The organism is Seonamhaeicola sp., assembly GCF_028281565.1.
Classification (GTDB): Bacteria; Bacteroidota; Bacteroidia; order Flavobacteriales; family Flavobacteriaceae; genus Seonamhaeicola.
In genome coordinates, this window is sequence record NZ_JANQJQ010000047.1 from 1 (window position 1) to 25,606 (window position 25,606).

General features: G+C 37.6%; 26 protein-coding genes and 1 tRNA gene. 17 read left to right on the forward strand and 10 right to left on the reverse strand.

Features of this window, described 5'->3' with window-relative positions:
• Positions 1-93 precede the first annotated feature (93 nt).
• The 3 genes from Q0983_RS19595 (at position 94) to Q0983_RS19605 (ending at position 2,614) form a co-directional block, all read left to right on the forward strand.
• Positions 94-456, forward strand: coding sequence for a BlaI/MecI/CopY family transcriptional regulator (locus tag Q0983_RS19595; protein WP_299556805.1), 363 nt, complete (start codon positions 94-96; stop codon positions 454-456).
• A 2-nt stretch (positions 457-458) separates the two neighbouring features.
• Positions 459-2,048 carry a M56 family metallopeptidase gene (locus tag Q0983_RS19600; protein WP_299556806.1) on the forward strand — a complete coding sequence of 530 codons (1,590 nt, stop codon included), beginning with the start codon at positions 459-461 and terminating at the stop codon, positions 2,046-2,048.
• Between the two features lie 89 nt (positions 2,049-2,137).
• Positions 2,138-2,614, forward strand: coding sequence for a hypothetical protein (locus Q0983_RS19605; RefSeq protein WP_299556807.1), 477 nt, complete (start codon positions 2,138-2,140; stop codon positions 2,612-2,614).
• A gap of 13 nt (positions 2,615-2,627) precedes the next feature.
• Here Q0983_RS19605 and Q0983_RS19610 read toward each other — a convergent pair whose 3' ends face one another.
• Both Q0983_RS19610 and Q0983_RS19615 read right to left on the reverse strand, forming a co-directional pair.
• Positions 2,628-3,752 (reverse strand): glycosyltransferase, encoded by a 1,125-nt coding sequence (locus Q0983_RS19610; protein WP_299556808.1) that lies wholly within the window; start codon positions 3,750-3,752, stop codon positions 2,628-2,630.
• 2 nt (positions 3,753-3,754) lie between these two features.
• Positions 3,755-4,723, reverse strand: coding sequence for a lysylphosphatidylglycerol synthase domain-containing protein (locus Q0983_RS19615; protein WP_299556809.1), 969 nt, complete (start codon positions 4,721-4,723; stop codon positions 3,755-3,757).
• Positions 4,724-4,751: 28 nt separating this feature from the next.
• On the opposite strand from Q0983_RS19615, the gene Q0983_RS19620 reads away from it, so the two are divergent.
• The 7 genes from Q0983_RS19620 to Q0983_RS19650 all read left to right on the forward strand — a co-directional run bounded on the left by Q0983_RS19620 (position 4,752) and on the right by Q0983_RS19650 (position 9,545).
• The gene (locus Q0983_RS19620) at positions 4,752-5,390 is read left to right on the forward strand and encodes an outer membrane beta-barrel protein (protein WP_299556810.1); all 639 of its coding nucleotides are present in this window, start codon (positions 4,752-4,754) and stop codon (positions 5,388-5,390) included.
• A gap of 9 nt (positions 5,391-5,399) precedes the next feature.
• Entirely contained in the window at positions 5,400-5,957 is a 558-nt protein-coding gene (ruvC, locus tag Q0983_RS19625) for a crossover junction endodeoxyribonuclease RuvC (RefSeq protein ID WP_299556811.1), read from the forward strand.
• Between the two features lie 69 nt (positions 5,958-6,026).
• Positions 6,027-7,214 (forward strand): radical SAM family heme chaperone HemW, encoded by a 1,188-nt coding sequence (gene hemW, locus Q0983_RS19630; RefSeq protein WP_299556812.1) that lies wholly within the window; start codon positions 6,027-6,029, stop codon positions 7,212-7,214.
• A gap of 197 nt (positions 7,215-7,411) precedes the next feature.
• Positions 7,412-8,161 carry a cyclase family protein gene (locus tag Q0983_RS19635; protein ID WP_299556813.1) on the forward strand — a complete coding sequence of 250 codons (750 nt, stop codon included), beginning with the start codon at positions 7,412-7,414 and terminating at the stop codon, positions 8,159-8,161.
• Position 8,162: 1 nt separating this feature from the next.
• The gene (locus Q0983_RS19640; RefSeq protein ID WP_299556814.1) at positions 8,163-8,774 is read left to right on the forward strand and encodes a DUF4230 domain-containing protein; all 612 of its coding nucleotides are present in this window, start codon (positions 8,163-8,165) and stop codon (positions 8,772-8,774) included.
• A complete protein-coding gene (locus Q0983_RS19645; RefSeq protein ID WP_299556815.1) occupies positions 8,771-9,169 on the forward strand; it encodes a GNAT family N-acetyltransferase in 399 nt (132 codons plus the stop codon). The genes Q0983_RS19640 and Q0983_RS19645 overlap by 4 nt, the downstream gene beginning before the upstream one ends.
• Before the next feature lie 7 nt (positions 9,170-9,176).
• Complete coding sequence (locus tag Q0983_RS19650; protein ID WP_299556816.1) at positions 9,177-9,545, forward strand: MmcQ/YjbR family DNA-binding protein; 369 nt, start codon at positions 9,177-9,179, stop codon at positions 9,543-9,545.
• Positions 9,546-9,915: 370 nt separating this feature from the next.
• Here Q0983_RS19650 and Q0983_RS19655 read toward each other — a convergent pair whose 3' ends face one another.
• Complete coding sequence (locus tag Q0983_RS19655; RefSeq protein ID WP_299556817.1) at positions 9,916-10,761, reverse strand: helix-turn-helix transcriptional regulator; 846 nt, start codon at positions 10,759-10,761, stop codon at positions 9,916-9,918.
• A 133-nt stretch (positions 10,762-10,894) separates the two neighbouring features.
• Between Q0983_RS19655 and Q0983_RS19660 the strand changes: the two genes are divergently transcribed.
• The 4 genes from Q0983_RS19660 (at position 10,895) to Q0983_RS19675 (ending at position 16,099) form a co-directional block, all read left to right on the forward strand.
• Positions 10,895-11,824 (forward strand): dihydrodipicolinate synthase family protein, encoded by a 930-nt coding sequence (locus Q0983_RS19660; protein ID WP_299556818.1) that lies wholly within the window; start codon positions 10,895-10,897, stop codon positions 11,822-11,824.
• A gap of 195 nt (positions 11,825-12,019) precedes the next feature.
• Complete coding sequence (locus tag Q0983_RS19665; protein WP_299556820.1) at positions 12,020-13,603, forward strand: aldehyde dehydrogenase (NADP(+)); 1,584 nt, start codon at positions 12,020-12,022, stop codon at positions 13,601-13,603.
• Between the two features lie 238 nt (positions 13,604-13,841).
• A complete protein-coding gene (locus tag Q0983_RS19670; RefSeq protein ID WP_299556822.1) occupies positions 13,842-14,849 on the forward strand; it encodes a 4-hydroxyproline epimerase in 1,008 nt (335 codons plus the stop codon).
• A gap of 2 nt (positions 14,850-14,851) precedes the next feature.
• A complete protein-coding gene (locus tag Q0983_RS19675) occupies positions 14,852-16,099 on the forward strand; it encodes an FAD-dependent oxidoreductase (RefSeq protein WP_299556824.1) in 1,248 nt (415 codons plus the stop codon).
• Here Q0983_RS19675 and Q0983_RS19680 read toward each other — a convergent pair.
• The gene (locus tag Q0983_RS19680; protein WP_299556826.1) at positions 16,096-16,533 is read right to left on the reverse strand and encodes a nuclear transport factor 2 family protein; all 438 of its coding nucleotides are present in this window, start codon (positions 16,531-16,533) and stop codon (positions 16,096-16,098) included. The two genes, Q0983_RS19675 and Q0983_RS19680, sit on opposite strands and share 4 nt — an antisense overlap.
• 212 nt (positions 16,534-16,745) lie before the next feature.
• On the opposite strand from Q0983_RS19680, the gene Q0983_RS19685 reads away from it, so the two are divergent.
• The gene (locus Q0983_RS19685; protein WP_299556828.1) at positions 16,746-17,024 is read left to right on the forward strand and encodes an STAS domain-containing protein; all 279 of its coding nucleotides are present in this window, start codon (positions 16,746-16,748) and stop codon (positions 17,022-17,024) included.
• Between the two features lie 4 nt (positions 17,025-17,028).
• Here Q0983_RS19685 and Q0983_RS19690 read toward each other — a convergent pair whose 3' ends face one another.
• Entirely contained in the window at positions 17,029-18,129 is a 1,101-nt protein-coding gene (locus Q0983_RS19690; protein WP_299556830.1) for a DUF4407 domain-containing protein, read from the reverse strand.
• Between the two features lie 210 nt (positions 18,130-18,339).
• On the opposite strand from Q0983_RS19690, the gene Q0983_RS19695 reads away from it, so the two are divergent.
• Positions 18,340-19,539 carry an FAD/NAD(P)-binding oxidoreductase gene (locus tag Q0983_RS19695; protein ID WP_299556833.1) on the forward strand — a complete coding sequence of 400 codons (1,200 nt, stop codon included), beginning with the start codon at positions 18,340-18,342 and terminating at the stop codon, positions 19,537-19,539.
• Between the two features lie 3 nt (positions 19,540-19,542).
• Here the strand turns inward: Q0983_RS19695 and Q0983_RS19700 are convergent, their stop codons facing one another.
• The gene (locus Q0983_RS19700) at positions 19,543-20,406 is read right to left on the reverse strand and encodes an EamA family transporter (RefSeq protein WP_299556835.1); all 864 of its coding nucleotides are present in this window, start codon (positions 20,404-20,406) and stop codon (positions 19,543-19,545) included.
• Between the two features lie 79 nt (positions 20,407-20,485).
• Positions 20,486-21,877: a dipeptidase gene (locus Q0983_RS19705; protein ID WP_299556837.1), complete on the reverse strand. Its 1,392-nt coding sequence runs from the start codon at positions 21,875-21,877 to the stop codon at positions 20,486-20,488.
• A gap of 111 nt (positions 21,878-21,988) precedes the next feature.
• Between Q0983_RS19705 and Q0983_RS19710 the strand changes: the two genes are divergently transcribed.
• A tRNA-Leu gene (locus Q0983_RS19710) sits at positions 21,989-22,073 on the forward strand.
• 349 nt (positions 22,074-22,422) lie between these two features.
• Here Q0983_RS19710 and Q0983_RS19715 read toward each other — a convergent pair.
• From Q0983_RS19715 to Q0983_RS19725, 3 genes are all read right to left on the reverse strand, one after another.
• Positions 22,423-23,637: a zinc-dependent metalloprotease gene (locus Q0983_RS19715; protein WP_299556839.1), complete on the reverse strand. Its 1,215-nt coding sequence runs from the start codon at positions 23,635-23,637 to the stop codon at positions 22,423-22,425.
• 356 nt (positions 23,638-23,993) lie between these two features.
• Positions 23,994-24,179, reverse strand: coding sequence for a hypothetical protein (locus Q0983_RS19720; RefSeq protein WP_299556841.1), 186 nt, complete (start codon positions 24,177-24,179; stop codon positions 23,994-23,996).
• 11 nt (positions 24,180-24,190) lie between these two features.
• The gene (locus Q0983_RS19725) at positions 24,191-25,402 is read right to left on the reverse strand and encodes a radical SAM protein (protein ID WP_299556842.1); all 1,212 of its coding nucleotides are present in this window, start codon (positions 25,400-25,402) and stop codon (positions 24,191-24,193) included.
• Positions 25,403-25,606 lie beyond the last annotated feature (204 nt).

Below are 25,606 nucleotides of genomic sequence, written 5' to 3' on the forward strand. Positions count from 1 at the left end.
ATGAAATGAGCCATAATAACTAAACGGAATACCCACCAAAATGTTTAATGGCGAATTACATCTGACCTATGTAGAACAATAAAATTTAAACAGATGAAACAACTCACCAAAGCGGAAGAAGACCTTATGCAAATACTCTGGCAATTAAAAAAAGCCAATGTTAAGGCCATTATTGAGCAGATGCCGGAGCCCAAACCGGCTTACAACACGGTATCCACCATTGTCAGGATCTTAGAGAGCAAAGGCTTTGTTAGCTATGAAAAACAAGGGAAAGGGCATGTGTACTTCCCTGTTGTGGAAAAGCAGGATTATAGCAATCAATCCATTAATAAGTTGGTAGATAATTACTTCCAGGGGTCTTTTAAAAGTATGGTCTCTTTCTTTATGAAGAAAAACGATATGAATATTAAAGACCTGGAATCGGTTTTAAAAGAGATAAATAAAAAAGACGACTGATCATGTTTCAATATATTATACAAACCGTAGCGTTTCAATTATTCTTTTTAATGGTTTACGACTTTCTTTTAAAGAAGGAAACGTTTTTTAACTGGAACAGGGCCTATTTGTTGGGTACAGCTGTATTATCACTGTTAATTCCTTTAATAAAAATTGAAAGTTTTAAACATGTAGTGTCGCCCGACTATATTATTACCTTACCTGAAGTGTTCTTGGGCCATGCGCAACAAGATGCGGGTGCTGTTTTATCAGATCCGGCAGTGGTTTCTCAAAGCGCGTTCCGGTCCTGGGAAATGATATTTTTTATGGGGGTGGCTGTGGCTATGCTACTGTTTGGGTTCAAGCTTTTTAAAATGTTTAGAATGTTTGTAAAAAACCCAAAGCGCAAGGTCAACAACTTTCACATCGTTAAGTTGTTAAACAGTAGTGCTGCGTTTTCCTTTTTCAAATACATTTTTTTAGGCGAATTAATAAACGAAACTGATAAAGAAGCCATTTTAAAGCATGAAAAGGTGCATGTCAGGCAGCGTCATTCTTTAGATATGTTACTTTTTGAAATTCTAAGGATATTCTTTTGGTTTAACCCGTTGATCTACATGTACCAAAACAGAATGGTGGCATTGCACGAGTTTATTGCCGACGCCCACACGGTTAACCCGGATAACAAAAAGGTGTATTATCAGAACTTGTTATCACAGGTTTTTGATACCAAAGCCATATCATTTATCAATCCATTTTTTAAACAATCATTAATCAAAAAACGAATTCTTATGTTAACAAAATCAAAGTCAAAGCAGATCAATTTATTAAAGTACGCCATATTAATTCCAATAGTTACAGGGATGCTGGTCTATTCGGCATGTACTGTTCAAAATGAGTTAACCAATTTAGGTGCAGATTTGAGCGAGTATACATACGTTCTGAGATCGAACACTGGAAATTTTGAAATATCAGATGACATCATGAACAAGCATCAGAAGTATCAAGCTTTTTTAAAGACACATCCCGAATATGTAGGCAAGGTTTTTCTTGATAAAGAAGCCGGAACAATAACTTATAGTATTCATTCAAGAGAAGAAAAAATGCCGGATGACTTTATGAAAGTTACAGAGAACCTCCCTGATGGAAGCTCCTATGATTCTTATATAAATTTTTCAAGGAATGTAAACGTAAATCAATCTAATGACGCAACAACCGCTACATATTTGGATAAAACCGATGTGCCCTTTGCAGTTATAGACCAGGTTCCTGTATATCCGGGGTGTGAAGATTTACCAAATGAAGAAAAGCGAGCATGTATGTCCAAAAACATTGCCATGTTTGTAAATAAAAATTTCAATACAACTATGGCAAAAAACCTTGGGCTGGTTGGCAGGCAACGCATTAATGTTATTTTTAAAATTGATAAAGAAGGGAATGTAACAGGTGTTAGGTCCAGGGCACCACATCCCGATTTAGAGGAAGAAGCAAAGAGAGTCATTAACGCCTTGCCAAAGATGATCCCGGGAGAACATAACGGGGAAACAGTAAATGTCCCTTATAGTTTACCTATAATTTTTCAGGTGGCAGATGTTCCAACCAACAAAGAATAAACAAAAACCGAAGCATATGCTTCGGTTTTTATATTTTAAGTGAATTTAAAAACCAAAAAAATCGTACTTTTCGGCTACAGTTTTAATCCATGAAGTACGCTCTCACTTTTTTATTATTGTTGTTACTCTCATCCTGCAAATTCTTTGATGTTAAAAAAACATCATCAGAAGCCATTTTAAAAGAGGAATTAAAAACTTTTAACTGGAATGAAGTGGATGTGTATCCTTCATTTTCCAGGTGTGACTCGTTAGAGAAGAAGCATGAAAAAATGTACTGTTTTCAGTATTTTTTAAAAAAACAGATATTTGATTTTTTAGAAGACGAAGTGATCGTGGTTACCCGGGATGTTAGCGATACCATACAATTAAAGTTTCAAGTATCGGAAACAGGTGTTTTAACCTTGATCAACACAGAAATAGATAGTCTTACCGTAAAGGAAATACCAAATATTCATGAGTTGCTCGATAAAAGTTTAGATGCTCTACCTCCCATTTTTCCTGCCATAAAGCGGGGGCAGCAAGTAAAAACGGAGTTTCAACTCCCTATTATCATTAATGTGGAATAGTAAAAAGACCCGGTTATTTTTTGAATACCCTGTCCTTCCATTTGTAAGTTTTAAATAGTGATAAGAACGCTATATAAACACTGAAAAAAGGGTATATGGCAAATGCAAAGGGAAAAGACCGAAGGGCTTCTTTTTGATCAAAAAAGGCCCCCGATTTATAGATCAAGAAGAAATCAATATTGAATTTTATAAACAGGATATAGAGAAACATCTTAAGGTTGAAGGTGCCTAAAATTGACAGTAATCCCAAAGTGATCATTAGGGCATTGGTTAGTAGTACCATACCTCCTGTGAATTTGGCAAACCGGTTATTGTAAGCACTGGCTTTTGAAGCCCAACGTAAACGTTGCTCCATTAATAAAGCCCAGGACGGCTGAGGTTGGGTACTAACAATGGCCTGTTCGCTTTTTAAATAATGAACACTTTTAGGGTAAGCTTTAGCTATTTTTTCCAAAAGAAAAATATCATCGCCACTGGCAATGTTGGTGTTGCCTTCAAATCCGTTTAATTCCAAAAAAACAGATCTCAGGTACCCAAAATTGGCACCATTGCATAAAAAAGGATTGTTAATACCAAAACCGCCAACCGTGGCTCCCTGTAAACTTAAAAGATCCAGCAATTGAAACCTGTTTAAAAAACCCGTTGTTTTGTTATAAGTAACCGGAGCCACCACACATTTTGAATTGGTTTTTTGAATGAACGCATCAAAACCATTCAGCCAATATTTGGGTAAGATGCAATCGGCATCGGTTGTTATGATCCATTCATTTTTAGCTTGTTTTACCGCAGTAGTAATAGCATCTTTTTTAGGAGAATTCGAGGAGCTTTCGTTTTTTAGTATGCTAATGTCATGCTGAGCTTTAGCGAAGCATCCCTTAATGATCTTAACCGAATCATCTTCTGACGCATCATCGACAAAAATAACTTCAAACAAATGGCTTGGGTAGGCTAATTCGGATATGGACTCAAGTAAATCAGGCAGGTTTTCAGTTTCATTCCTAAAAGGAATTATTACAGAGAAAGTGTTTTTTACCGGGATATCATTCAGTTTAAAATGAGGCACTTTATCAAAGCCGAAAACAAAACGCCCTATTAAAACTAAGTATGCTAAAATGATGATGATACTGAAAAAAATCACTGTTAATCTTCGTCTTTTGGTAAATTAAAATTAAGCACGTAGTAACTTCCGAATAAACCGGGAAGCACAAAATTAAGCAGCCACATCAGTGTGGTGATACTTAACATAGTGAGTTCGTCAACCTGAATAAAAGCGAATAAATATATGGCAACACTCCCTTTTATAACCACGTCAAAAATAAAAATTGACGGTATAACCGACGATAAAAAATACATGGAAGTAATGAATACCATCGCATCAAAATAGCCAATGTCCGTTTTAAAACTATGTAACAAAAAATAAAACTGGAATGAAAAGATCAGGTAGCGCAACACAGACAAAAGCAGCGTTTGTGCCAGTGCTTTTTTTGAAAAATTTATAATGAAGGTTTTAATTTTTTCAATGGAAACCCCTTTAATAGTGACCTTACTTTTTCTAATGCCAAACCCGATCATGACAAAACCCAATAAAACAACTAGTAATACGGCGGCTAGTTTATAATAGTTAATAGTAATATGGTATTTGGTAATGAAAAGTGATATCCCGATCAGGCCAAATAATATAGTAGTGACCATTTGGGTGATGTTTCCCAATAGATTTAAAAGGACAATTTTTTTTCTAAAACCACCCCGGTAGTAAATAGCTTTGGCACCGTATTCACCTATACGGTTAGGCGTAAATAATGACGCTGTTAAAGCACCTAAACTTTGCTCTAATGCTTTTATAAATGCTATTTTTTTAACTGTTGCCACTAATTTTTGCCATTTTACGATTTCTAAAAACCAGTTTAAAAAGGTCAAAAACAATAGAAAAAGCACATTCTTTAGTGAAAAAACATCGTTTTTCGTTAAAAAATCTACAAAAACAGAAAAATCTAATGCCGTGTTATCAGTAAGTTTTTTGTAAATAAAGTAAAACGCTCCGGCTACAATGCCCAATTTGATAAGCACAAAAAAGAATTGCTTAGTTTTGTAGGAAAGCGTATGGTTCATGTATACAAATTAAACCAAATATTTAGTTATGGTCTCAAATTTTAGAATTTATAAAACGGTTTTTTGTTTGGTAGGTGCGTTGATGTTAAGTTTTTCGGCAGGTTCCCAGGAGAGCACAAATATTATAAAGGCTCAGTTCGGACTGGGGCTCGGTAGTCCGTCCCAGGGAGGTTTTGTTCAGGGGTTTGAAGGCAAACCCCTCAATTTTCCAACGGTTAACTTAGGGTTACAATATATGTTTAAACCTAAAGTTGGGGCCAAACTGGATTATGGTTTCAGTAGAATATCCAATTCGGAAAACACGTCACTGTTCAAGCTAAATTATTCCAGGATCAATATGCAGGTAGTTTATAATGCAAATACTATTTTTGGCCTGCCGCCCAGGGCTGCTATTTTTTTGCATGCGGGCCCGGGGTATTCCATGGTTAGGCCTTTAGGGAATTACACAGAAAACAAGGCGTCATTTTTTAATGTTATGGGAGGCATTGAGTTTCACTACGGCTTGTCTGATACGCTTTCTATTTATACGGATGTATCTTATATTAACGGGTTTGGAAAAGATTTTAATCCTGTTACTGACGGTAACGGGTCGTTCAACGGTAATCTTTTAACCCTTACTTTTGGAGCTTCAATTTCGTTAAGCGGCTGTTATTTCTGTGATCAATAAATGGAATACATGAAAGAAAAAATTATATTGGGTATTGACCCGGGGACCACTATAATGGGGTTCGGCCTTATAAAAGTAGTAGGTAAACAAATGCAATTTATACAACTGAATGAATTGGATTTAAAAAAGTACAGCGACCACTATTTAAAACTGAAACTTATTTTTGAACGTACCATAGAACTTATTGATACCCATAAACCTGATGAAATAGCCATTGAAGCCCCTTTTTATGGCAAGAATGTGCAAAGTATGCTTAAATTAGGACGTGCCCAGGGGGTTGCTATGGCGGCCGGATTGAGCAGAGAGATCCCCATTACGGAATATCTGCCTAAAAAAATAAAAATGGCCATAACCGGAAACGGAAATGCCAGTAAAGAGCAGGTTGCCAAAATGCTTCAAAGTTTATTAGGGTTACAAGCATTGCCTAAAAATTTAGATGCTACCGATGGGCTTGCAGTGGCGGTTTGTCACTTTTATAACTCGGGTAAAGTCACCGTTGGTAAAAGTTATTCCGGGTGGGATGCGTTTGTAAAACAGAACCCTAATAAAGTTAGCAGTAAACAGTAGCAGTTTGCAGTCAAACCACTTTAATGATTAAACTGGGACTGAAAACTGAGACTGAAAACCGAACACTAAATGTCTGGCATTTATATCCATATCCCCTTTTGTAAGCAAGCCTGTTATTATTGCGACTTTCATTTTTCTACCTCATTAAAAAAGAAAGATGAATTAATACGAGCCTTGATAAAGGAATTGGAACTTAGAAAGCACGAATTACAAGGCGAAACTATCGAAACCATTTATTTTGGCGGAGGTACGCCCTCATTATTGTCTATTGATGAATTATTATTGATTATTGATGCGGTCTATAAAAATTTTGAAGTAGCTGAAAACCCTGAGATTACTCTGGAAGCAAATCCGGATGACTTAACGGTTGAACGAATAAACGATTTAGCAACTACACGAATAAACAGATTAAGCATTGGCATTCAATCGTTTTTTGAAGATGACCTGAAAATGATGAACAGGGCTCACAATGCTGTTGAGGCAAAAAGCTGCTTACTGGAGGCTACGCGTCACTTTGATAATATTACTATCGATTTAATTTACGGCATCCCAAACATGTCCTTAGAAAAATGGAACCAAAATTTAGAAACGGCTTTTGACTTTGGAGTTAACCATATTTCCAGTTATGCCTTAACGGTTGAACCGAAAACAGCGTTGGATAGCTTTATTAAAAAGGGCACCTATCCGCCGCTTGATGAAGCCCTGGCTCTTGAACATTTTAATCATTTGATTGAAATTACGGAAAGACAAGGTTTTGTGCAGTATGAGATATCAAATTTTGGAACCCCCGGTTACTTTTCAAAGCACAATACCAGCTATTGGCAAGGGAAAAAGTATTTGGGTATAGGGCCTTCGGCGCATTCTTTTATAGGAAATCACCGTAGTTGGAATATCGCTAATAATTCAAAATATATAAAAGCCCTTAAAAGCGATGTGTTGCCAAATACTACGGAAACGCTTACAAAACAAGATCGGTTCAACGAATATGTCATGACCGGTTTGAGAACCATTTGGGGGGTTTCGCTTACTAAAGTCAAAGAAATGTTTGGTGAAGCCTATCTTCGGCATTTAGAAGCTTCAGCAGAAAAATTTATAGATCAGGGTTTACTTGTCATTGCGAACCAAGTGAAGCAATCTTCTATATTAGAAGAGATTACTTCGTTGAGAACTCCTCGTAATGACGACACCCTAAAAACTACAAAAAAAGGCAAATTTTTAGTGGATGGGATGGCTTCAGAGTTATTTATCCTGAACTAGTTTATTTTGAAAGGCTTTCTGCTTGTCATGAGGCATTCGTTAGAGAAAAACAGATTAAAAATTGGAAAAATACCTGGAAATGGAATCTAATAAAAGGCAATCTCCTGAATTAAAAAACTTATATTTGAAGGTATCGCATCTTAATTAAAAGATGCTGAAATACCCAAATGAATTCAGCACATTAAAATTCAGCATAAATGATCGCAACTATACAATACAATTCAAGAAAAATACAAATAGATGTGTCTAAACCTTTGGATATTTCTATTGCCATTGATATGTCAAAAAAAAATGTGAATGCCTGGTATGTTGACGACCCTAAGATCTTTCCTGAAAGCTTTGATGGTGACATTATTAAGGTTTCAGAGGGTGCCGTAGTAAATTTTAATAACATTCATTTTAATCCGCATTCACATATTACGCACACAGAATGCGTGGGTCATATAACCAATGAGGTACATTCTGTAAATAAGAATTTGAAACATTATTTTTTTGTTGCTGAAGTAGTTACCGTTGCACCGGAAAATAAAGGAAGCGATTTTTTTATATCCGCAAAGCAACTCAGAACGGCTTTGAGAAATAAAAAGAGAGATGCTATTGTTATTAGAACACTTCCTAATTTATTAGAAAAGAAGAGTAGACAATACTCCAATACGAATCCGCCTTTTTTATTGGAAGAAGCAGTCGAATATTTAAAGGAAAAAGGAATTAAGCACTTACTAATTGATTTACCATCTGTTGACAAAGAAAAAGATGAAGGGAAATTACTGGCTCATAATGCGTTTTGGAATACTTCAGGAGACATAAGAATGGATGCTACCATAACGGAATTTATTTATGTGCCCAATTCGATTACTGATGGTGAATATTTACTAAATCTTATGATTGCACCGTTTGAAAATGATGCCACCCCAAGTAAACCTGTTTTGTATAAAATAATTCAGTAGTATGGAAACGTTTTTAGTCATAGTCATAAGTGCGTTGGTGACCTTAGGAGTTGTAACACTTTTTAAGGCATTTAAAAGAAAACAGCTGGTAAATGCCCAATCGGTTATTCTTTTAGACAAGATCAAAAAGGTGTGTAAGTTCATTACCGTTGAAGGTGATTTTGCGGAGATTTATCACTATGAAGATGTAAAGCAAAAGTTTTTAAAACTCATTTCAAGTAAAAAGAAAGCCTTAGTGGTCATCAATGCCAAGGCGCATGTGGGATATGATTTATCTAAAATTCAGCTGCGGTCAGACACGGTTAAAAAGACCATTATTTTAGAGCACTTTCCGCAACCCGAAGTCTTGTCAATAGAAACCAATTTGAATTATTATGATAAGTCTGATGGACTTTTCAATAAGTTTGAAGCGACCGACCTGACCGATTTACACCAGGAAGCAAAACAGCACATCCAGGATAAGATCCCTGAAAGCGGACTCATTCAAATCGCTCAAAACGAAGCTAAAGAGACCATTCTGCTTATAGAAACCATAGTGGAGACCATTGGTTGGACCTTAGATTATGCTTCTTTAAAAATAAAGGGTAGCGACCTAAAGAAGCTCGAACAATGATTGAGATTTCAAAAGATAAAACGAAGCTGCAAATAGATGTTATACATAGTTTTCTAACCAAAGCTTATTGGGCTAAAGGAAGAACTGTAGAAGAAGTAAAAAGAAGTATTGAGCATAGCTTATGTTATGGTGTTTATAGCGATGGGAATCAAATAGGTTTTGCCAGGATTGCCACAGATTATACCGTATTTGCATACCTAATGGATGTGTTTATTTTAGATGCGTTTAGAGGAAACGGCTATTCAAAACAACTTATGGCTGCCATTAGTGAAGATAAGCAGCTTAAATCCTGTAAAGTATGGATGTTAAAAACTGCTGATGCTCATGGACTTTATAAGCAATTCGGTTTTAATGCACTGGGTAGTCCGGAAAAAGTAATGGAACGTTTATTGTAAATAGCATATGAATATAGAACAAATCCGTAATTATTGTATAAGCAAAAAAGGATCTACAGAAGAGTTCCCTTTTGATGAGGATACCCTGGTTTTTAAGGTATTGGGTAAAATGTTTTTAATGGCACCTTTGAAAAAGTGGGAGCAGGGCGAAGCAACCATTACTTTAAAGTGTGATCCGGAGTATACAGTGGAATTACGGGAACAATATGAAAGCATCTATGCCGGCCCTTATGTGAGCAATAAGCATTGGAATACCATGGATCTTTACAAAGGTGAGTTGCAACCTCCATTCGTTCTTAAACTGATCGACCATTCTTACAACATGGTTGTAAAAGGTATGACAAAAAAAATGCGAGATACCTTGTCAAATCTTTAAGTGTCTGCTAATCAATAATTTCTATTTTTTTTGTATATTTATTATCTATCTTTCCTAAAAGACTAATTCATAGTAGGTAAAGATTACCTCAAATCTTCAATAGTGCCTCATAATCTTCCGGACCAAATTGATATTAATCGCCATGAATATAGTACGCAATTAAATGGTAAATTGCTATAGTTGATAGGAAAGGGTGCTTTTACAGTACCCTTTTTTTATTTGTCTTTGTTATCTTTTTTAAACCAGCCAAAACCAAAAGGCAGTAATAAAAAAAGGAAAAAATAGCGCCCGGTGATAAGCCCGAAAGCGGTAATTAAAAGGGATACTATTAATAATATATTGAGATAACTTTTTTTCACCGGTTTAAGTTTTAGTGATTACGCTTCCTGAATTCTGATGGATTCATAGTTTTAATTGCTTTAAACTGCCGGTTAAAGTTAGACATATTATTAAAACCAACCTGTTCGGCGATTTCAATAACAGACAGGTCTCTTTCTGAAATTAATTTTTTACAGGCATGCTCTATGCGTAATTCATTTAAAAAGTGGACGTAGGTTTTGTTCGTCCGTTTTTTAAAGTATTTGCAAAACGCGTTTTTGGTCATATTGGCTACATCGGCAATGGCTTCTAAAGAAATAGTTTGCTGGTAATTGTTCATAGTGAATTCAAAAACATTACGCATTCTGGTGCCTTCATTAACGGTATATTTTTTATCGTATACAAATGATGACAGGCTTTCGTAATTAGCTTTTGAAGTTATTTTTAAAACTTGTAAAAGTATAATAAACCTGTCCAGTTTTGAGGCATTTTCCAATTGGAAAAACAAATCCTCAATTAATTTGGTTTCGGAGGTTACTTTAAATCCGTGTCTGGCACGCTTGAAAAATAACGCCAATTCCTTTAATTCTTCCAATTCAAAAAAACGATCCCCAAAAGCGGTTTCGGTAAAAAATAAGGTTAACATGTGAGATACTTTACCGGCACTTATGTCACTTTTAAATACATGTGGAATATTGCTGCCAATAATTACAACAGTCCCTTTAGAGTAATAATTCACGGAATCACCAACTATAAGGGTGCCTTCGCCTTCAACAATATAGCTTATCTGGATTTCTTCGTGCTGGTGTAACTTGTCATAGAAAGCGTTTCCATGATCCGTTTGAAATACCAGGCCATCCTGTTCCGGTTTGGGTATTTTAAAAGGTAAGACTTTCAAATTTGTATGCTAATAATATTCAAAAATATAAATTAATTTACATAAATTGGATAATCTAGTATGTGTTTTAAATAAAAAACTATTAAATGATCTTACAAAGACCTTTTAATTTTGTGCTATAAAACGTAAGTATATGAGTATAGAATGGAAAGGTGTCATGCCGGCAGTAACCACGCAGTTCACCAGGCATGATGAATTAGATCTGGAATTATTTAAAGTGAATATCAAGGCACAGTTGGATGCCGGGGTTCACGGATTGGTTTTAGGAGGTACCCTGGGAGAGGCCAGTACCTTAACAACAGAAGAGTTACGCACATTAACAAGAGAAACAGTAGCCTTTGTGAACGGTAAAGTGCCTGTAATTATGAATATTGCAGAACAAACCACCAAAGCCGCTATAAATTTAGCTAAAATAGCAGAAGCAGATGGTGCCAGGGGGCTTATGATATTGCCACCTATGCGCTATAAAGCAAGTGATGAAGAGGTGGTGGCCTATTTTAAAGCGGTAGCTCATAGTACGTCGTTGCCCATCATGATTTATAACAATCCGGTAGATTATAAAACAGAAGTGACCTTAGATATGTTTGAAGCATTACTTCAGGAATGCCCTAACATTCAGGCGGTAAAAGAATCTACAAGAGATACTACTAACATTACCAGAATTAAAAACAGGTTTGGAGACAGACTTGCCATTCTTTGTGGTGTAGATACATTAGCTTTAGAAAGTCTGCTCATTGGAGCGGACGGTTGGGTAGCCGGTTTGGTAGATGCTTTCCCCCGGGAAACGGTGGCTATTTACGAACTTCAAAAAGCAGGAAGAATAAAAGAGGCCCTGTCCATTTACAGGTGGTTCATGCCATTGCTGGAGTTAGATATTAATACTAAATTAGTACAGTATATAAAGTTGGCATCGGTGTACACCAACATAGGGTCGGAATATGTAAGGGCGCCCAGGCTAACGTTGCAGGGAGCTGAACGAAAAACCATTATTAAAATTATTGAAGATAGTTTAAAAACCAGGCCGGTATTACCGGAGTATAAAAATTTAAGTGCTTTGGTTTAATATTGTAATTAATTTGATGTAAGTAATTCGGGTGTTCCCTGTCGGGTCGGGCTTTATTCGTGGTTTTATATTTAAAATTTCTGAACTCATGAATATAAAAGAGCTTCAATAGATACCTCTATCCCTAACACAAAGTAACAATCTGATCTTTTATTCCTTTTTTGTCAACGGAAAAGAAACACTAAATAAATGAATATGATAACAGGAAAAAACTATATAGGCAATCAATTGTCATCAAAAGGAACCAAAACCTATAAAACCTTTAACCCGGAATTAAATATAGAAAATGCGCATGTTTTCACAGAGGCAACTCATGAAGAAATTGAGGAAGCTGTTTCTTTGGCATCAAAAGCGTTTAAAGTCTATAAATCAATTTCCGGGGCAGAAAAGGCAGCATTTTTGAATGCCATTGCCGATGAAATTTTAGCACTGGATGATACATTAATACAAACCTATTGTTCAGAAACTGGTTTGCCGGAAGGAAGAGCCAAAGGAGAACGAGGAAGAACCGTTTTCCAGTTGCGGTCGTTCGCAGATTTGGTTCAGGAAGGTTCCTGGGTTGAGGCCAGTATTGATACCGCTATACCCGATAGAGAACCTGTGCCAAAACCTGACCTGAGAAAAATGCTCATTCCATTAGGGCCTGTTGTGGTCTTTGGAGCCAGTAATTTTCCATTGGCCTATTCTACCGCTGGGGGAGATACGGCGGCGGCTTTAGCAGCCGGTTGTCCGGTCATTGTAAAATCACATCCTATGCATGCAGGTACGGGAGCATTGGTTGCGTCTGCTATTATCAAAGCAGCAGAAAGAACAAATATACCAAACGGTGTGTTTTCCAATATCAATTCCAGTGGCATTGAAGTGGGTGCGATACTGGTGAAACATCCCAAAGTAAAAGCCGTTGGATTTACGGGAAGTATAAAAGGCGGAAGGGCCTTGTATGATATGGCGTCTCAAAGAGAAGAACCCATTCCGGTTTTTGCTGAAATGGGAAGTATTAATCCGGTAGTCATTTTACCGGAGGCACTAAAGAAAAGAGGCGCGACTTTAGCGAAAACATACGCTGGTTCTATCACGCTTGGAACCGGGCAGTTTTGCACAAATCCGGGATTGATCTTAGGCATTAAGAGTGCGTCTTTGGATGCTTTTATAGAGGATCTGTCAACAGAAATTGTAAAGATGACCCCTTCGTGCATGCTACATCCAAATATTCATGGTGCTTATAACAGAAACAAAGACACGGCCATGTCTCAACCGGAATTACAAGTAGTTGCTGATTACGGCTCCGAAGTGAAAACAAACTATGCAAAACAAGCTATTGTAACTGTTAAGGGTGACACGTTTTTGAATAATCCTAAACTCCACCAGGAAGTATTCGGGCCTTTTTCAATGGTGGTGCAATGTGAAGATGAAACCCAATTAGAACAGATCATTTGGCAATTGGAAGGGCAGTTGACCGGTACGATGATTTCGGAGGACAATGAAATTTCAAATTATCAGAATCTGGTTTCAGCATTACAAAACAGGGTTGGGCGACTAATTTTTAATGGCGTGCCAACCGGTGTTGAGGTTTGCCCCTCCATGGTTCATGGAGGTCCCTATCCGGCATCAACAGATAGCCGTTTTACGGCTGTTGGAATAAACGCTGTCAAACGTTGGGCAAGGCCGTTTAGTTATCAGGACTGGCCGAATAGTCTATTACCTGAGGCGCTTAAAAATGAAAACCCGTTGAACATTTCACGGTTGGTGAATAATGTTCAGACAAAAAATAAAATTTAAGAATAATAGCAAAATTGAATAAGAGTGACTAACTCAAAAAACAAAGACTGTTTAAAAAGGCAGGTTTTGTCAACCTGAACCTGCCTGTGCTGAACTTGTTTCAGTATTTCAGGTTCTCATAACTCTTGATAACTGGTAAGATGAGATTCTGAAATGCACTTCGACTAAACTCTGTGTAAAAATTCAGAATGACAGTTTCAGATACTTTTCAGATAGTCTTTTATATTAATTTAAAGATATGAAGCGTGTTTTTCATTGCATAGATGCCCATACCTGTGGCAATCCGGTGAGAGTTATTAAAGAAGGTGGTCCGGAGCTTGTTGGGGAAACGATGCGTGATAAGCGTCAACATTTTATAAAGGCCTATGACTGGATAAGAAAAGGGTTGATGTTTGAACCTCGGGGGCATGATATGATGAGCGGAAGTATTTTGTATCCGCCTCATGATCCGGACAATGATTTTGCCATTTTATTTATTGAGACTTCAGGTTGTTTACCCATGTGTGGCCATGGTACTATAGGCACCATTACAGTAGCCATAGAAGAAGGTTTGGTAAAACCCAAAATTCCGGGAAAAATTAAAATGGAAGCTCCTGCAGGGTTGGTTGAAATAGACTATCAGCAAACCGGCGATAAAGTAGATTGGGTAAAACTGATCAATGTAAAAAGTTATTTGGCTGCCGAAAACCTTTCGGTAACGTTGGATGAATTAGGTGACATAATCTTTGATGTTGCTTATGGGGGGAATTATTATGCCATTGTAGACCCTCAGAAAAATTTTAACGGTATCCACAATTTTAAAGCTTCGGATATTATTCGTTTTTCGCAGGAAGCCAGAAAGAAAATTAATGATAAATACTCCGATGCATTTGTGCACCCGGAAGATGACACCATCAGAAATGTATCTCATATGTTATGGACAGGTAATACCATAGAAGCTTCTTCTTCAGGTAGAAATGCGGTCTTTTACGGTGATAAGGCCATAGATAGAAGCCCCTGCGGTACCGGTACCTCGGCTCGTATGGCACAATTATACGCCAAAGGAAAACTAAGAAAAGGTGAAGCGTTTATTCATGAGAGTTTTATAGGGTCCAAGTTTATTGGCCGTATTGAGGAGGAAACGATTTTAGCCGATAAGAAAGCAATTATTCCAAGTGTGCAGGGTTGGGCAAAAGTATACGGGTATAATACCATTACCATGGACCCTGAAGATGACCCTTATGCGTATGGTTTTCAAGTAATTTAGTTATGGGTAAACAAGTTGTCGTTATAGGAGGTGGTATTATAGGGCTTTGTTCGGCCTATTATCTCCATAAGGAAGGGCACCAGGTAGCTATAATTGATAAGTCAAACATGGATGCAGGGGCTTCTTATGTCAATGCAGGGTATTTGTCGCCTAGCCATGTTATTCCGTTGTCAGCTCCCGGCGTTATGAAAAAAGGTTTAAAATGGATGTTCAATCCGTCCAGTCCCTTATACATTAAACCACGCTTAAACAAAGATTTTTTACAATGGGTTTGGGCTTTTAACAAATCCTGTAATATAGAACATGTAAAAACATCAGCTTCGGCCATTAGAGATATTACGATATTCAGCCAGGAGTTATTCGAAGCTATTATTAGGGACGAAAAATTTAACTCCCATTATGAAAAGAAGGGATTATTGATGTTATGTCAAACGGAGAAAGCTTTGGAAGAAGAAGTGTATATGGCGAAGATGGCAAGCGATTTAGGATTATCTGCCAGGGAAGTAAATACAGAAGAAATAAGGCAAATAGAATCCAATGTTTCAATTGATGCCATTGGGGGCACCTATTTTGAATGTGATCATCATGCTACGCCTCATGAATTTATGGAAGCCATGAAAGCCTTTTTAGAACGCGTTGGTGTATCCTTTTTTAAGAATGAAACGGTTATGGATTTGGAAATTCAAAATGGAACGATATCCAAAATAAAAACTCAAAATCAAATTTTAAAAGCAGACGAATATGTTTTGGCGGCTGGCTCCTGGAGTGCTTTATTAAGCAAAAAAATAGGGTTAAAATTATTGTTGCAGGCAGGCAAGGGGTATCGTATTGAAACATCAAGAGCAACCAATATAACGGTTCCGGCCATTTTAGCGGAAGCAAAGGTAGCTGTAACACCCATGAACGGATTTACCCGTTTTGCCGGTACCATGGAAATTGCAGGCATCAGTCATAATATTAATAAGATCCGGGTAGAGGCTATTGCAAGAGCAGCCAACACATATTACCCCGAAATAATGCTAAACCATGAAGAAAAGAAAACTGCAGCTTCCGGCTTAAGGCCTATTTCTCCTGACGGATTACCCTATATAGGTAAGTCTTCGAAATGTGATAATTTAACCATGGCAGCCGGACATGCTATGATGGGTTGGAGCATGGGAACAGCCACCGGGAAATTAGTGTCTGACATTATATCGGATAAAAAGCCTACATTAGATTTGAAGCATTATCACCCGGACAGGAAGTTTTAGTTGGAGGTGTCGGCAATGATCTTCCATTCGCCATCTATCTTTTTAAAAACCAGCATAAAGAAACCATCGGCATTTCCTACCTCCCGTTTTAAGTGGTACTCACCTAAAACATAATAAGCGCCTTCGGCAATTTTAGAAATGGCATTGATCCTAAAGCTTAATTTACCGGTGTGGTCTTTGGTTGGATAGGCTTTCAAATACCTGTCTAAAGTAGCTTCCCAACCCTGGATCACACCACTGCTTCCGTAAAACTGAAGGGAATCACTTTTCCAATACCCCTCCATGAATTTTTCAATATCATTTTTAGACCATGCCAGCCTTTGTGCTTTTAAGACCGCCTGAATGTCTTTCTTGTCTTTTTCTTCAGAATTTTGTGTATGACCTTTGGTAAGAGGGGCAATGATCAGAACCAAAATAAATACAAGTTTTTTCATAGGGATGCATTTGACAGCCATAAAAATAGCTAAAATCTCAATTTAAAACGGTTACTCATCGATGAATTTGACACTTTACTTTGTTTTATCTAAAGTTAGGCTGAATTCATCGATAAATTAGGGGCTTAACTCATAAGAAAGTGTATTTTTATTTCATAATCAGATGATTAGTCTCCCTCAAATTTATTGTACAACGTTAAAAAAACTTGATTATGGATCTAAAAATTACTAACTGCAACAACTTTTTTAAGATTAAAGGGACCTTAAACCAGGATAACTTAGAATTGTTTCAAAGTGAGTTCAACGAAATTTTTGATAAAGTAGACAACCTTACCATTAGCATTGAAGGTGTTGAAAGTATGGATCGCTACGGTGTTAATGCCATAGCCGAATTACATAAAGAAGCTGTAGATAGAAACAAAAGTTTATCTATTATTGGCTATGGATGTAAAGATCTGTACAATCATTTTAAAACTGAAGCTGCTGCCTAATAACTTACAGGGCATTTTTTTGATTCTTGAAGAAAGCATCTGCTTGTAATTGCATGAGCTCTCTGGCTTTTTTGCGCTTATAAGTATAGAGTTCTTCTTCTTGCTCCATATCCGTATAAATACGGTCGTTAATAGCGTTATCTGTTTTTAACTGCAATGCTCTCTGATTTTTATTTTGAACCACAACGGTTTTAATAGCTGTTTCCTGGTCTTCAAGTTTAAAATCGTAGGCGCCTTTTGGAGATATAAGCTTAGCAAATATAGGCGCCGTTTCTATCGCCAGAAACAACAAAAATATAAAGAACGACGGTAACCATGGGAGCTCACCCAGGGCATTGACGCGTGCCATTAAACCATCAAAATTAGCAATAATGGGTTGGGTGTTAACCACCTGTGCTTCATAATCGCCCTTAAGTTTGGCTATTTCAGATTCGGCATTCGCTATTTTAGCTTTGTTTTCAGCTTTAAGCTGTTGTAATTCGGCTAAAAGTGCATCGTGTTTTTCTCTTTTCTCTTTATAAACAGGCCCTTTGCCCAAAAGCATGGTACCTTCACGACCTTCGGCTTCTGCAATATAGGTATCGTATAATTCGTTTACTTCGGCCTCTTTAGTGTCAATTTGTTGTTGCAGGGCCGTGATATTATTGTTCAATGCTTCAATAGATGGGGTATACTGTTCAGCAATCTGAGTCTTATTATCTAGCGTTAATTGGTTTTTTTGTTCTAATAAAACCTGGTTGATTTCTTTTTCAAAGATCTTTAATTCCAAAGGTTTGGCAATAACAACAGCTATAATGACGGCTAAGATTATTCTGGGTATGGCCTGTATAAATTCGTCTATAACATTACCAGTCTTTTTAATGGTTGAAACAATATAGCGGTCCAAATTAAAGATAAGTAAACCCCACACAAAGCCAAAGGCTATGGCAGTAAAGAGGTTGTCAAAAACAGTGTAAAGGGCATAACTGGCAGCAATGGATGCCATTAAAGCAGTGAAAAAAACAGTGGCGCCAATACCGGCATATTTATTTTGTTCTCCTTTAGAACATTGGTCTAATAGGTCAGTGTCTGCACCTGAGCAAATGATGAAGAATTGCTTTAACATAATCTGATAGTTTTTTGATTGATTTGATTATTAGAACGTTAAAGCTGATGATTTGTTACATGTTTTCACAGAAATCTCACCAAGAATATCAGTTATAGTGGATTTTCCTTGCGTTCTCAATCCCTTATAACACGGTTTGCAATGTAACATCAGTTACAGTTTAAACGGTATGAATAGCGTAACTTTAAATAGGTTTTAAAATTAAGTATTATGAAAACTGTAGTTGTAGGAGGGAATTTTGCAGGAATTACTGCAGCCCTTGAAATTAAAAGGAAAGGAAAAGAGTTGCATGAAGTCATTTTAATTGATAAATCACCCCTGTTTTTATTCATTCCATCACTTATTTGGGTGCCCTTTGGAAGGAGAAAGATCAAAGATATTTCGTTTAGAAAAGATGCTATCCTTGAAAAGAAAGGTGTTATATTTTTAAATGCTGAAGCCTTGCATGTTGATACGGAATCGCAAATTGTTAAAACTGATAAAGGGGATGTGACTTATGACCATTTGGTAATAGCCACCGGTCCGAAAGTGAAATATGATGTAGCACCCGGAGTTAAGGAATTTGCTCATTACATAGGAACACCTAACGGCGCTATGAAAGCTAAAGTCGCTTTGGAAGCCTTTAAGGAAAACCCCGGGAATATCATTATCGGTGCTACTCAAAATGCGGGTTGTATGGGAGCAGCGTATGAGTTTTTATTCAATATTGAAAAGTGGTTAAGAGAGCAAAAGATCAGAAAGAAAGTTAATCTGTACTGGATTACCCCGGAAACCTATTTAGGACATTTTGGAATTGACGGCATGACAGGAGGGGAAACGATGCTAAAGTCGTTTATGAAGCTATTCAACATTCATTACAGAACTGAAGTTGGTGTTAAAGAAGTTTTTAAGGATAAAGTAGTTTTAACATCCGGAGAAGAGATTGAAAGCAAGTTTACAATGTTAATGCCACCATTTGTGGGCGTAGATTTTGTGTCAAAATCTAAAGGATTAAATGCTACGCAAGCGGGCTATTTACCTGTAGGGGATGATTACAGGCATATAGAATTGCCAAATGTTTGGGCAGCAGGTATTGCCGTAGATGTAAAGTTGCCCTTTACACCCGGTAAAGTACCATTCTCATCTCCAAAAACAGGCTATCCGTCTGATGAAACCGGTAAAATAGTTGCCGAAAATATCGTTAGAGTCTCTAAAGGGAAAACGGAGTTGAAGCGAAAACCCTGGGGCAAGATCCCGGGTATATGTGTAATGGATGCCGGTAAAAAAGAGGTGATCATTTTAAGCAATAATTTATTCAGGCCAAGAACTTTTTCGATCATGATCCCGAATGTTTTATATGACTTTTCTAAAGTCTTATTTGAGAAATATTTCCTTTGGAAAACCAAAAGAGGTTATTCCTTTTTGCCTTAAAGGTTAAGCATATTTTTTTGATCTGATGCTCTCAATTATAACAGTAGCAAGGATTAGTGAGCCTCCAATAAACGTATTTAAAGTAGGCATTTCATTTAAAAAGATGTAGGCAATTATAATTCCAAAGATGGGTTGTGTGGTACTTATGATACTTGCCGTGCTTACGGAGAAATGCTTTAAGCTCATTACAAACAGCGAATGCCCGATGGCCGTAGTCACCAGTGCCAGTATTAATAAATAAGGAAGCTGTGAAGTTGTGTTACCTGTATCCATTAGGAATAGGACCGGGAGTAACAGAACGGTTAAAAACAGGGTCTGATGCATCATCAAAGCGGAGCCGTTATAATTTGAGACATACGGTTTAAGTATTAAATTTCTCAGTGCATAACATACCGCAGAAAAAACGCCAAAAAGAATGCCTTTAACATAGGTGCTTTCAAAATCAAATTCCGGTGCCAGGATGTAAATGCCCAATAGTACCATAAGCCCTAAAATGATGTGAACAAAACTAAGTTTGGACCTGGTAAAAAGCGGTTCTAAAAAAGCGGTTATGATGGGAAATGTAAATAGTGACAGCATGCCTAAAGCTACATTTGATAATTTTAAAGCGTAGAAATAGGTGATCCAATGGGAGCCTAAAAACACGCCGCTCAGGAGAAAGGTGAAAAAGTCCCGTCTTGATCTTATTTTTAAATCGATCTTTTTAAACCTGCAAAAAAGAAAAAGAAACAAAGCGCCTAACGAAGAGCGCCACCAAATTATAACCGGTGTTGGCAAGTCTATAAACCTGCCTAAAGCTCCCGATGTACTAATTAAAAACGTAGCTAAAGTGAGTAATAAGAGGTGGTTGGTATGTTGGTTTTTCATAAAGGGTTCCCTGTATTAGCGAAGCAGGCATGCCCATATGGTGTCTTCGAGAGCCTCAGACACCATATTGGGATTAATTTTAGTGTTTAGATAATTCCGTAAAATATTTATAGAAATAAGGAATGGTCTCAATACCTTTTAAATAGTTCCAAACGCCAAAATGCTCATTGGGTGAATGAATGGCATCACTATCCAGGCCAAAGCCCATCAATATGGTTTTGCTTTTGAGTTCTTCTTCAAACAAAGCTACTATGGGAATACTGCCACCGCTACGTTGCGGGATGGGTATTTTACCAAAGGTTTCTGTATAAGCCTTTGATGCCGCCTGATACCCAATACTGTTAAGAGGTGTTACATAACCATTGCCACCATGATGGGGCTTCACCTCTACTTTAACGCCTTTGGGGGCTATGCTTTCAAAATGGGTTTTAAACAGATGTGTGATGTTGTCCCAATCCTGGTTAGGAACCAGGCGCATAGAGATTTTGGCATACGCTTTACTCGGGATGACAGTCTTTGCACCTTCACCAATATAACCGCCCCAAATACCGTTAACGTCCAGTGTTGGCCGGATGGAGTTTCTTTCATTGGTGGTGTATCCTTTTTCCCCGTAAACAGCTTCGATATCCAGGGCGTTTTGATACGCTTCCAGAGAGAAAGGCGCTTTGGCCATTTCGTTGCGTTCTTCCTGTGACAATTCTTCAACCTGATCATAAAAGCCAGGAACCGTAATATGATTGTTTTCATCATGTAGCGAGGCAATCATTTTTGCGAGAATATTGATTGGATTTGCAACAGCACCTCCGTATAAACCGGAGTGTAAATCACGGTTTGGGCCGGTAACTTCAACCTCTACATAACTTAAGCCTCTGATGCCGGTTGTGATGGACGGCGTATCATTGGCTATCATACCGGTATCTGAGATTAAAATGACATCGTTTTTTAACTTTTCTCGATTGTTTTTTACAAAAGTCCCTAAGCTTTTACTACCCACTTCCTCTTCGCCTTCAATCATAAATTTTACGTTGCAAGGTAGCTGATTTGAAGCGGTCATAAACTCCATAGCCTTCACGTGCATAAATAGTTGCCCCTTGTCATCACAGGCCCCACGTGCAAAAATAGCACCGTCAGGATGTTTATCTGTTTTTTTAATAACCGGTTCAAAAGGCGGTGAATCCCAAAGGTCTAATGGGTCCGGCGGTTGTACATCATAATGTCCGTAAACCAAAACGGTTGGTAGCTCTTTATCAATTATTTTCTCCCCGTAAACAATAGGATAGCCTTCGGTCTCACATATTTCAACAGCATCACATCCTGCGTTTTCCAGGCTTGTTTTTATGGCTTCGGCAGTTTTAATGACATCCTCTTTATAAGTGGAATCAGCACTTATTGAAGGTATTTTAATAAGCGCTATTAATTCATCTAAAAAACGTTCCTTGTTTTCTTGTATATAGGTTTTGATTGTATCCATGTAAAATGATTTTAATTCAATCAAATGTATAAAAAAGAATGTTTTTTATTGGCAGAAGTTTGCAATTTAAAAGTATTGATTATATTTGCATCCCGATATTAATCGGGACTAGCGGATGTGGTGGAATTGGTAGACACGCTAGACTTAGGATCTAGTGCCGCGAGGCGTGGGGGTTCGACTCCCTTCATCCGCACCAAAGAGCTTCTCATTTAGAGGAGCTTTTCTTTTTTAAGTAAACATCATTTCTAATTCATAAAACAGGAATGGAGAAGTTTATCCTGAGCAAAGTCGAAGGAACTCCTTTCATCCCCACCACAAATTAAAAAGCTTCTCTATTCTGAGAAGCTTTTTTTGTTTAAAAGAAGGTTGTTTTCTGTTTAACCGGCTTTAGGCATAACTTTTAATTGCTTATAAGTGCCTTTTTATCTGCTTCCTTGCTATTGTGTGCCTTTAGTTAAAGCCGGTCGGACCCTATTATGATAGTTTTGGGGGCAATAGGATACACAGTCTTATGGCATTTGTATTCCATTGGTTTATAAAAATCATCATCTGATGATAATTTTTCTGTGTAATTTATGGGAACCAGAGGTCACCCTAATGATATAGAGGCCACCATGCAGTGTTGAGACGTTAATATTTTGTTCGTATAGGTTTCCATCCAAAGCAGTTTTTAAAACAGATGCTCCTCTTAGATCAAAGATCTGAAGCGTCGCATCTTTAGCAAGTATATTATTGGCTGTTCTCAGGCGTAATTCATTTTCCACAGGGTTTGATAATATGGCAAATGAGTTTTCGGATTCAAAATGGTTATTTGACAGCACCCCGCTTTTAAACTCGGAAATAATGGTATTCAAATAGGCCAAAGATCTTGCTGCCTGCCCCGCTGTAAACATATAAGCGCAAGTGTCATCAGGATAGTCCATGTAGTTCATTGTCAAGGATTTGTTGTTACACATGACCACAGAGCCCGGTGTGGCGCACCCGTATGTGGGGTTGTCTATATTGGGAGTGTCATTAACGTTGTCATCTTCTGTACAGGAACCAGCGTCTCCCCAGGTATGAAACAAATTTAAAAAATGGCCTATCTCATGAGTTACCGTTCTTCCCAGATGATATGGCGCTTGCGGAGCAATGGCGCCACAACCGCTATCAGTGCCAAAGGCCTTGTGGTCAATTTCTGTGGCATCACCGTTAGCTGGACTGCCTCCCAACGGCGCAACACCCAAGCCATCGATATCTTTAACAACAATGTTAACATAGCCTGCCCAGTTTGCGTCGGTATCCGAACCGTTGCCAAAATTGTATCCAACGGTAACTGAAGGATTCCCATCTGTTAGTCCCATCCCTGGCGGATGATTTGAGGTGGCCAGTTCAAATTGAATATCCATACTTCCTGCATTAATTCCTGGGTAATGGGTTCTGGCAGCAGACCATTTTGATATATCCGTGTTGGTGCTTCTGAAATCTGCATTGAGAACATCCATTTGTCTTCGTGACAAGGCCTCCAAGCAGGTTCTGTCAGAAGGGTTTCCGTTAGGGAAATGAATGGCAACGGGAATCTTAATCGTAACTTTTTTGGAATTTGCACTATGGGCGTTCTTCTTAAATTCTTGCTTGAAAAGAGCCTGTCGGGCTTCGTATTTAGCTTTGAATTCGGGGTCTTGAAGTTTCTGTTTCATGTATTCGTCAGTCCCACACGAACGTTGTGCGTATACATGGATACTTAGAAATGTTAAAAAGAGAAAAATAATGTTTTTCATAGGTCGTTAAATTTTGGGGCCATGCCATAATATCATATAACATTGTGCCGTTACGTTTTATATAAAACAGGTGGGCATTAAATCACCCTACTTTTTTAACGTCTCCCGGGGATAATTTTCCGTAGCATAATAAGAATTTCAGGTATATGAAGGGTTGTATGAGCCACGCAAACTCTGCAATATTGAACGCTCTAACTATTTATGGCGCCCAGTTCAAGTAGTCGTCTGTACTATGTTCCCCGGAAGTAGCGAGTTTCTCAGGAATGTGAAATTAAATTCTGAAAGCTGCTTTACCCTTCCTGGAAACTATGCTGAAAACATCAATTTCTAATTCATAAAACAGAGAGGAGAAGTTCTTACAACCACCCCGAACCAGCCAATAAGGTAGTAACGGCTATGGTTATCCAGATTAATGTTACCAACCAATAAGCATTGGGTTCGTGTTGCCTGTGAATGGGTCGAAACGTCCAGGTTACACCTTTATACAAATCGTAGAGTACCCAAATAATCAATCCTATTCCTATGTAAAACCAAGCATTCATAATATTAACTTTTAATGAAACATATATTTTAATTTTTCACTAAAACTGGCATTTTTGTACCAAAACCACCATAAACCCGCTTCCAAATCTTTTGGGGCCATATTTTTTGGCTGATAAACCGCATTGACGCCGCCATATTTAGACCAATCCTTAGTAAGGATCCTACCTTCTTTTTCAAGTTTTTTGAATGTGCCGGAACCGGGAAAAGGAATTACCAGATGCGGATAGACCTTATCTATTTTAATGTCCTTTACAAAATTTAAAGTTTCCTGAAAGATGGTTTCATCATGTGCGTCAAAACCAAACAGGAAATCGCCTAACACTTCGATACCATAACTTTTAATGGTTTTTACATAGTCCTTTATTTTATTTGGCTTTACAAACGATTTTCCCTGGTCTTTTAAGGCAACTTCCGATGGAGTTTCTATACCAAATAGCAAGGCTTTTACACCTGCTTTTTGAGCAGCCTCCAACAAACGCTCATCCCTGGCGATCATAATGGTGGTCTCTCCGTAAAAGTTCATCTTTAAAGGGGCTAAAGCTTCGAATAGCTCAAGGGCATACGCTTTATTTTGAGTTAAATTGTCCGAATGCAATTCTACCCACTCGATACCTTGCTGTTTTAAAGCCTTTAATTCTGAAACGATATTTTCTATCGGACGAAGTTCAAATTTGTTAAAAAATTTATGTACCAAACAAAATTCACATTTAAAAGGACACCCTCTTGATACCACCACAGACCATATATAGTTGTACTTTGACGGATGAATGATATGGGTGGGATAAGGTTTAAGTTTAGACAAATCAAAAGGCGTTGTTCTTTGATAGCTTTCTTTTAAAGTGCCGTTTTGGTAATCTTCAAGTAATGCTTCCCAGATGTCTTCGGCTTCCCCTATAAGCAAGGTGTCAGCGTATTTTTTTGCTTCATCTTGCATAAAAAAGGTGTGTAATCCGCCAAGCACAATGGTTTTGTCTTTTTCTTTGAATTTTTGAGCAATTTCATAAGCTCGCAGGGCATCGGGCGTTGACATAAAAATAGCTATAATGTCCGCATTAGAGTTAAAGTTGGTTTTCATTCCAATGGTTTCATCGCACATTTCTATTTCCACATGAGCCGGAGTTGCCGCTGCTACGGAAAAAATATTTTGAGGAGGGCCTCCCGTTTCTGCTTTGTATTCCGAATATGGGCTTCCTGCAGAAGCCTTGATTAAATAAACTTTCATAATGTAACTTCAAATTAACAATACAAAGTTCTGAGTTTGTAACATTATTGTCTTTGATTTAGATCAAAATGACATTTTTTTAAACACAGTTAAAGTTAAACATTATCAGCTTAAAATATTGGGATGGGGTCCAATGCGAATAGAATAATGAAAATCCCCGGTAACAAGGTTGGTTTTTCAAAAGGTCCATTGGATGTAATTACA

Bases quoted from the DNA above. Each gene is read 5' to 3' on its own strand.
- Q0983_RS19605 (WP_299556807.1), top strand. From the start codon at position 2,138: ATGAAGTACGCTCTCACTTTTTTATTATTGTTGTTACTCTCATCCTGC.
- Q0983_RS19645 (WP_299556815.1), top strand. From the start codon at position 8,771: ATGATTGAGATTTCAAAAGATAAAACGAAGCTGCAAATAGATGTTATA.
- Q0983_RS19715 (WP_299556839.1), bottom strand. From the start codon at position 23,637: ATGAAAAACATTATTTTTCTCTTTTTAACATTTCTAAGTATCCATGTA.
- Q0983_RS19680 (WP_299556826.1), bottom strand. From the start codon at position 16,533: ATGAAAAAACTTGTATTTATTTTGGTTCTGATCATTGCCCCTCTTACC.
- Q0983_RS19695 (WP_299556833.1), top strand. From the start codon at position 18,340: ATGAAAACTGTAGTTGTAGGAGGGAATTTTGCAGGAATTACTGCAGCC.
- Q0983_RS19690 (WP_299556830.1), bottom strand. From the start codon at position 18,129: ATGTTAAAGCAATTCTTCATCATTTGCTCAGGTGCAGACACTGACCTA.
- Q0983_RS19600 (WP_299556806.1), top strand. From the start codon at position 459: ATGTTTCAATATATTATACAAACCGTAGCGTTTCAATTATTCTTTTTA.
- Q0983_RS19685 (WP_299556828.1), top strand. From the start codon at position 16,746: ATGGATCTAAAAATTACTAACTGCAACAACTTTTTTAAGATTAAAGGG.
- Q0983_RS19660 (WP_299556818.1), top strand. From the start codon at position 10,895: ATGAGTATAGAATGGAAAGGTGTCATGCCGGCAGTAACCACGCAGTTC.
- Q0983_RS19650 (WP_299556816.1), top strand. From the start codon at position 9,177: ATGAATATAGAACAAATCCGTAATTATTGTATAAGCAAAAAAGGATCT.
- Q0983_RS19675 (WP_299556824.1), top strand. From the start codon at position 14,852: ATGGGTAAACAAGTTGTCGTTATAGGAGGTGGTATTATAGGGCTTTGT.
- Q0983_RS19640 (WP_299556814.1), top strand. From the start codon at position 8,163: ATGGAAACGTTTTTAGTCATAGTCATAAGTGCGTTGGTGACCTTAGGA.
- Q0983_RS19665 (WP_299556820.1), top strand. From the start codon at position 12,020: ATGATAACAGGAAAAAACTATATAGGCAATCAATTGTCATCAAAAGGA.
- Q0983_RS19620 (WP_299556810.1), top strand. From the start codon at position 4,752: ATGGTCTCAAATTTTAGAATTTATAAAACGGTTTTTTGTTTGGTAGGT.
- Q0983_RS19725 (WP_299556842.1), bottom strand. From the start codon at position 25,402: ATGAAAGTTTATTTAATCAAGGCTTCTGCAGGAAGCCCATATTCGGAA.
- Q0983_RS19635 (WP_299556813.1), top strand. From the start codon at position 7,412: ATGATCGCAACTATACAATACAATTCAAGAAAAATACAAATAGATGTG.
- Q0983_RS19595 (WP_299556805.1), top strand. From the start codon at position 94: ATGAAACAACTCACCAAAGCGGAAGAAGACCTTATGCAAATACTCTGG.
- Q0983_RS19720 (WP_299556841.1), bottom strand. From the start codon at position 24,179: ATGAATGCTTGGTTTTACATAGGAATAGGATTGATTATTTGGGTACTC.
- ruvC (WP_299556811.1), top strand. From the start codon at position 5,400: ATGAAAGAAAAAATTATATTGGGTATTGACCCGGGGACCACTATAATG.
- Q0983_RS19700 (WP_299556835.1), bottom strand. From the start codon at position 20,406: ATGAAAAACCAACATACCAACCACCTCTTATTACTCACTTTAGCTACG.
- Q0983_RS19670 (WP_299556822.1), top strand. From the start codon at position 13,842: ATGAAGCGTGTTTTTCATTGCATAGATGCCCATACCTGTGGCAATCCG.
- Q0983_RS19705 (WP_299556837.1), bottom strand. From the start codon at position 21,877: ATGGATACAATCAAAACCTATATACAAGAAAACAAGGAACGTTTTTTA.
- hemW (WP_299556812.1), top strand. From the start codon at position 6,027: ATGTCTGGCATTTATATCCATATCCCCTTTTGTAAGCAAGCCTGTTAT.
- Q0983_RS19615 (WP_299556809.1), bottom strand. From the start codon at position 4,723: ATGAACCATACGCTTTCCTACAAAACTAAGCAATTCTTTTTTGTGCTT.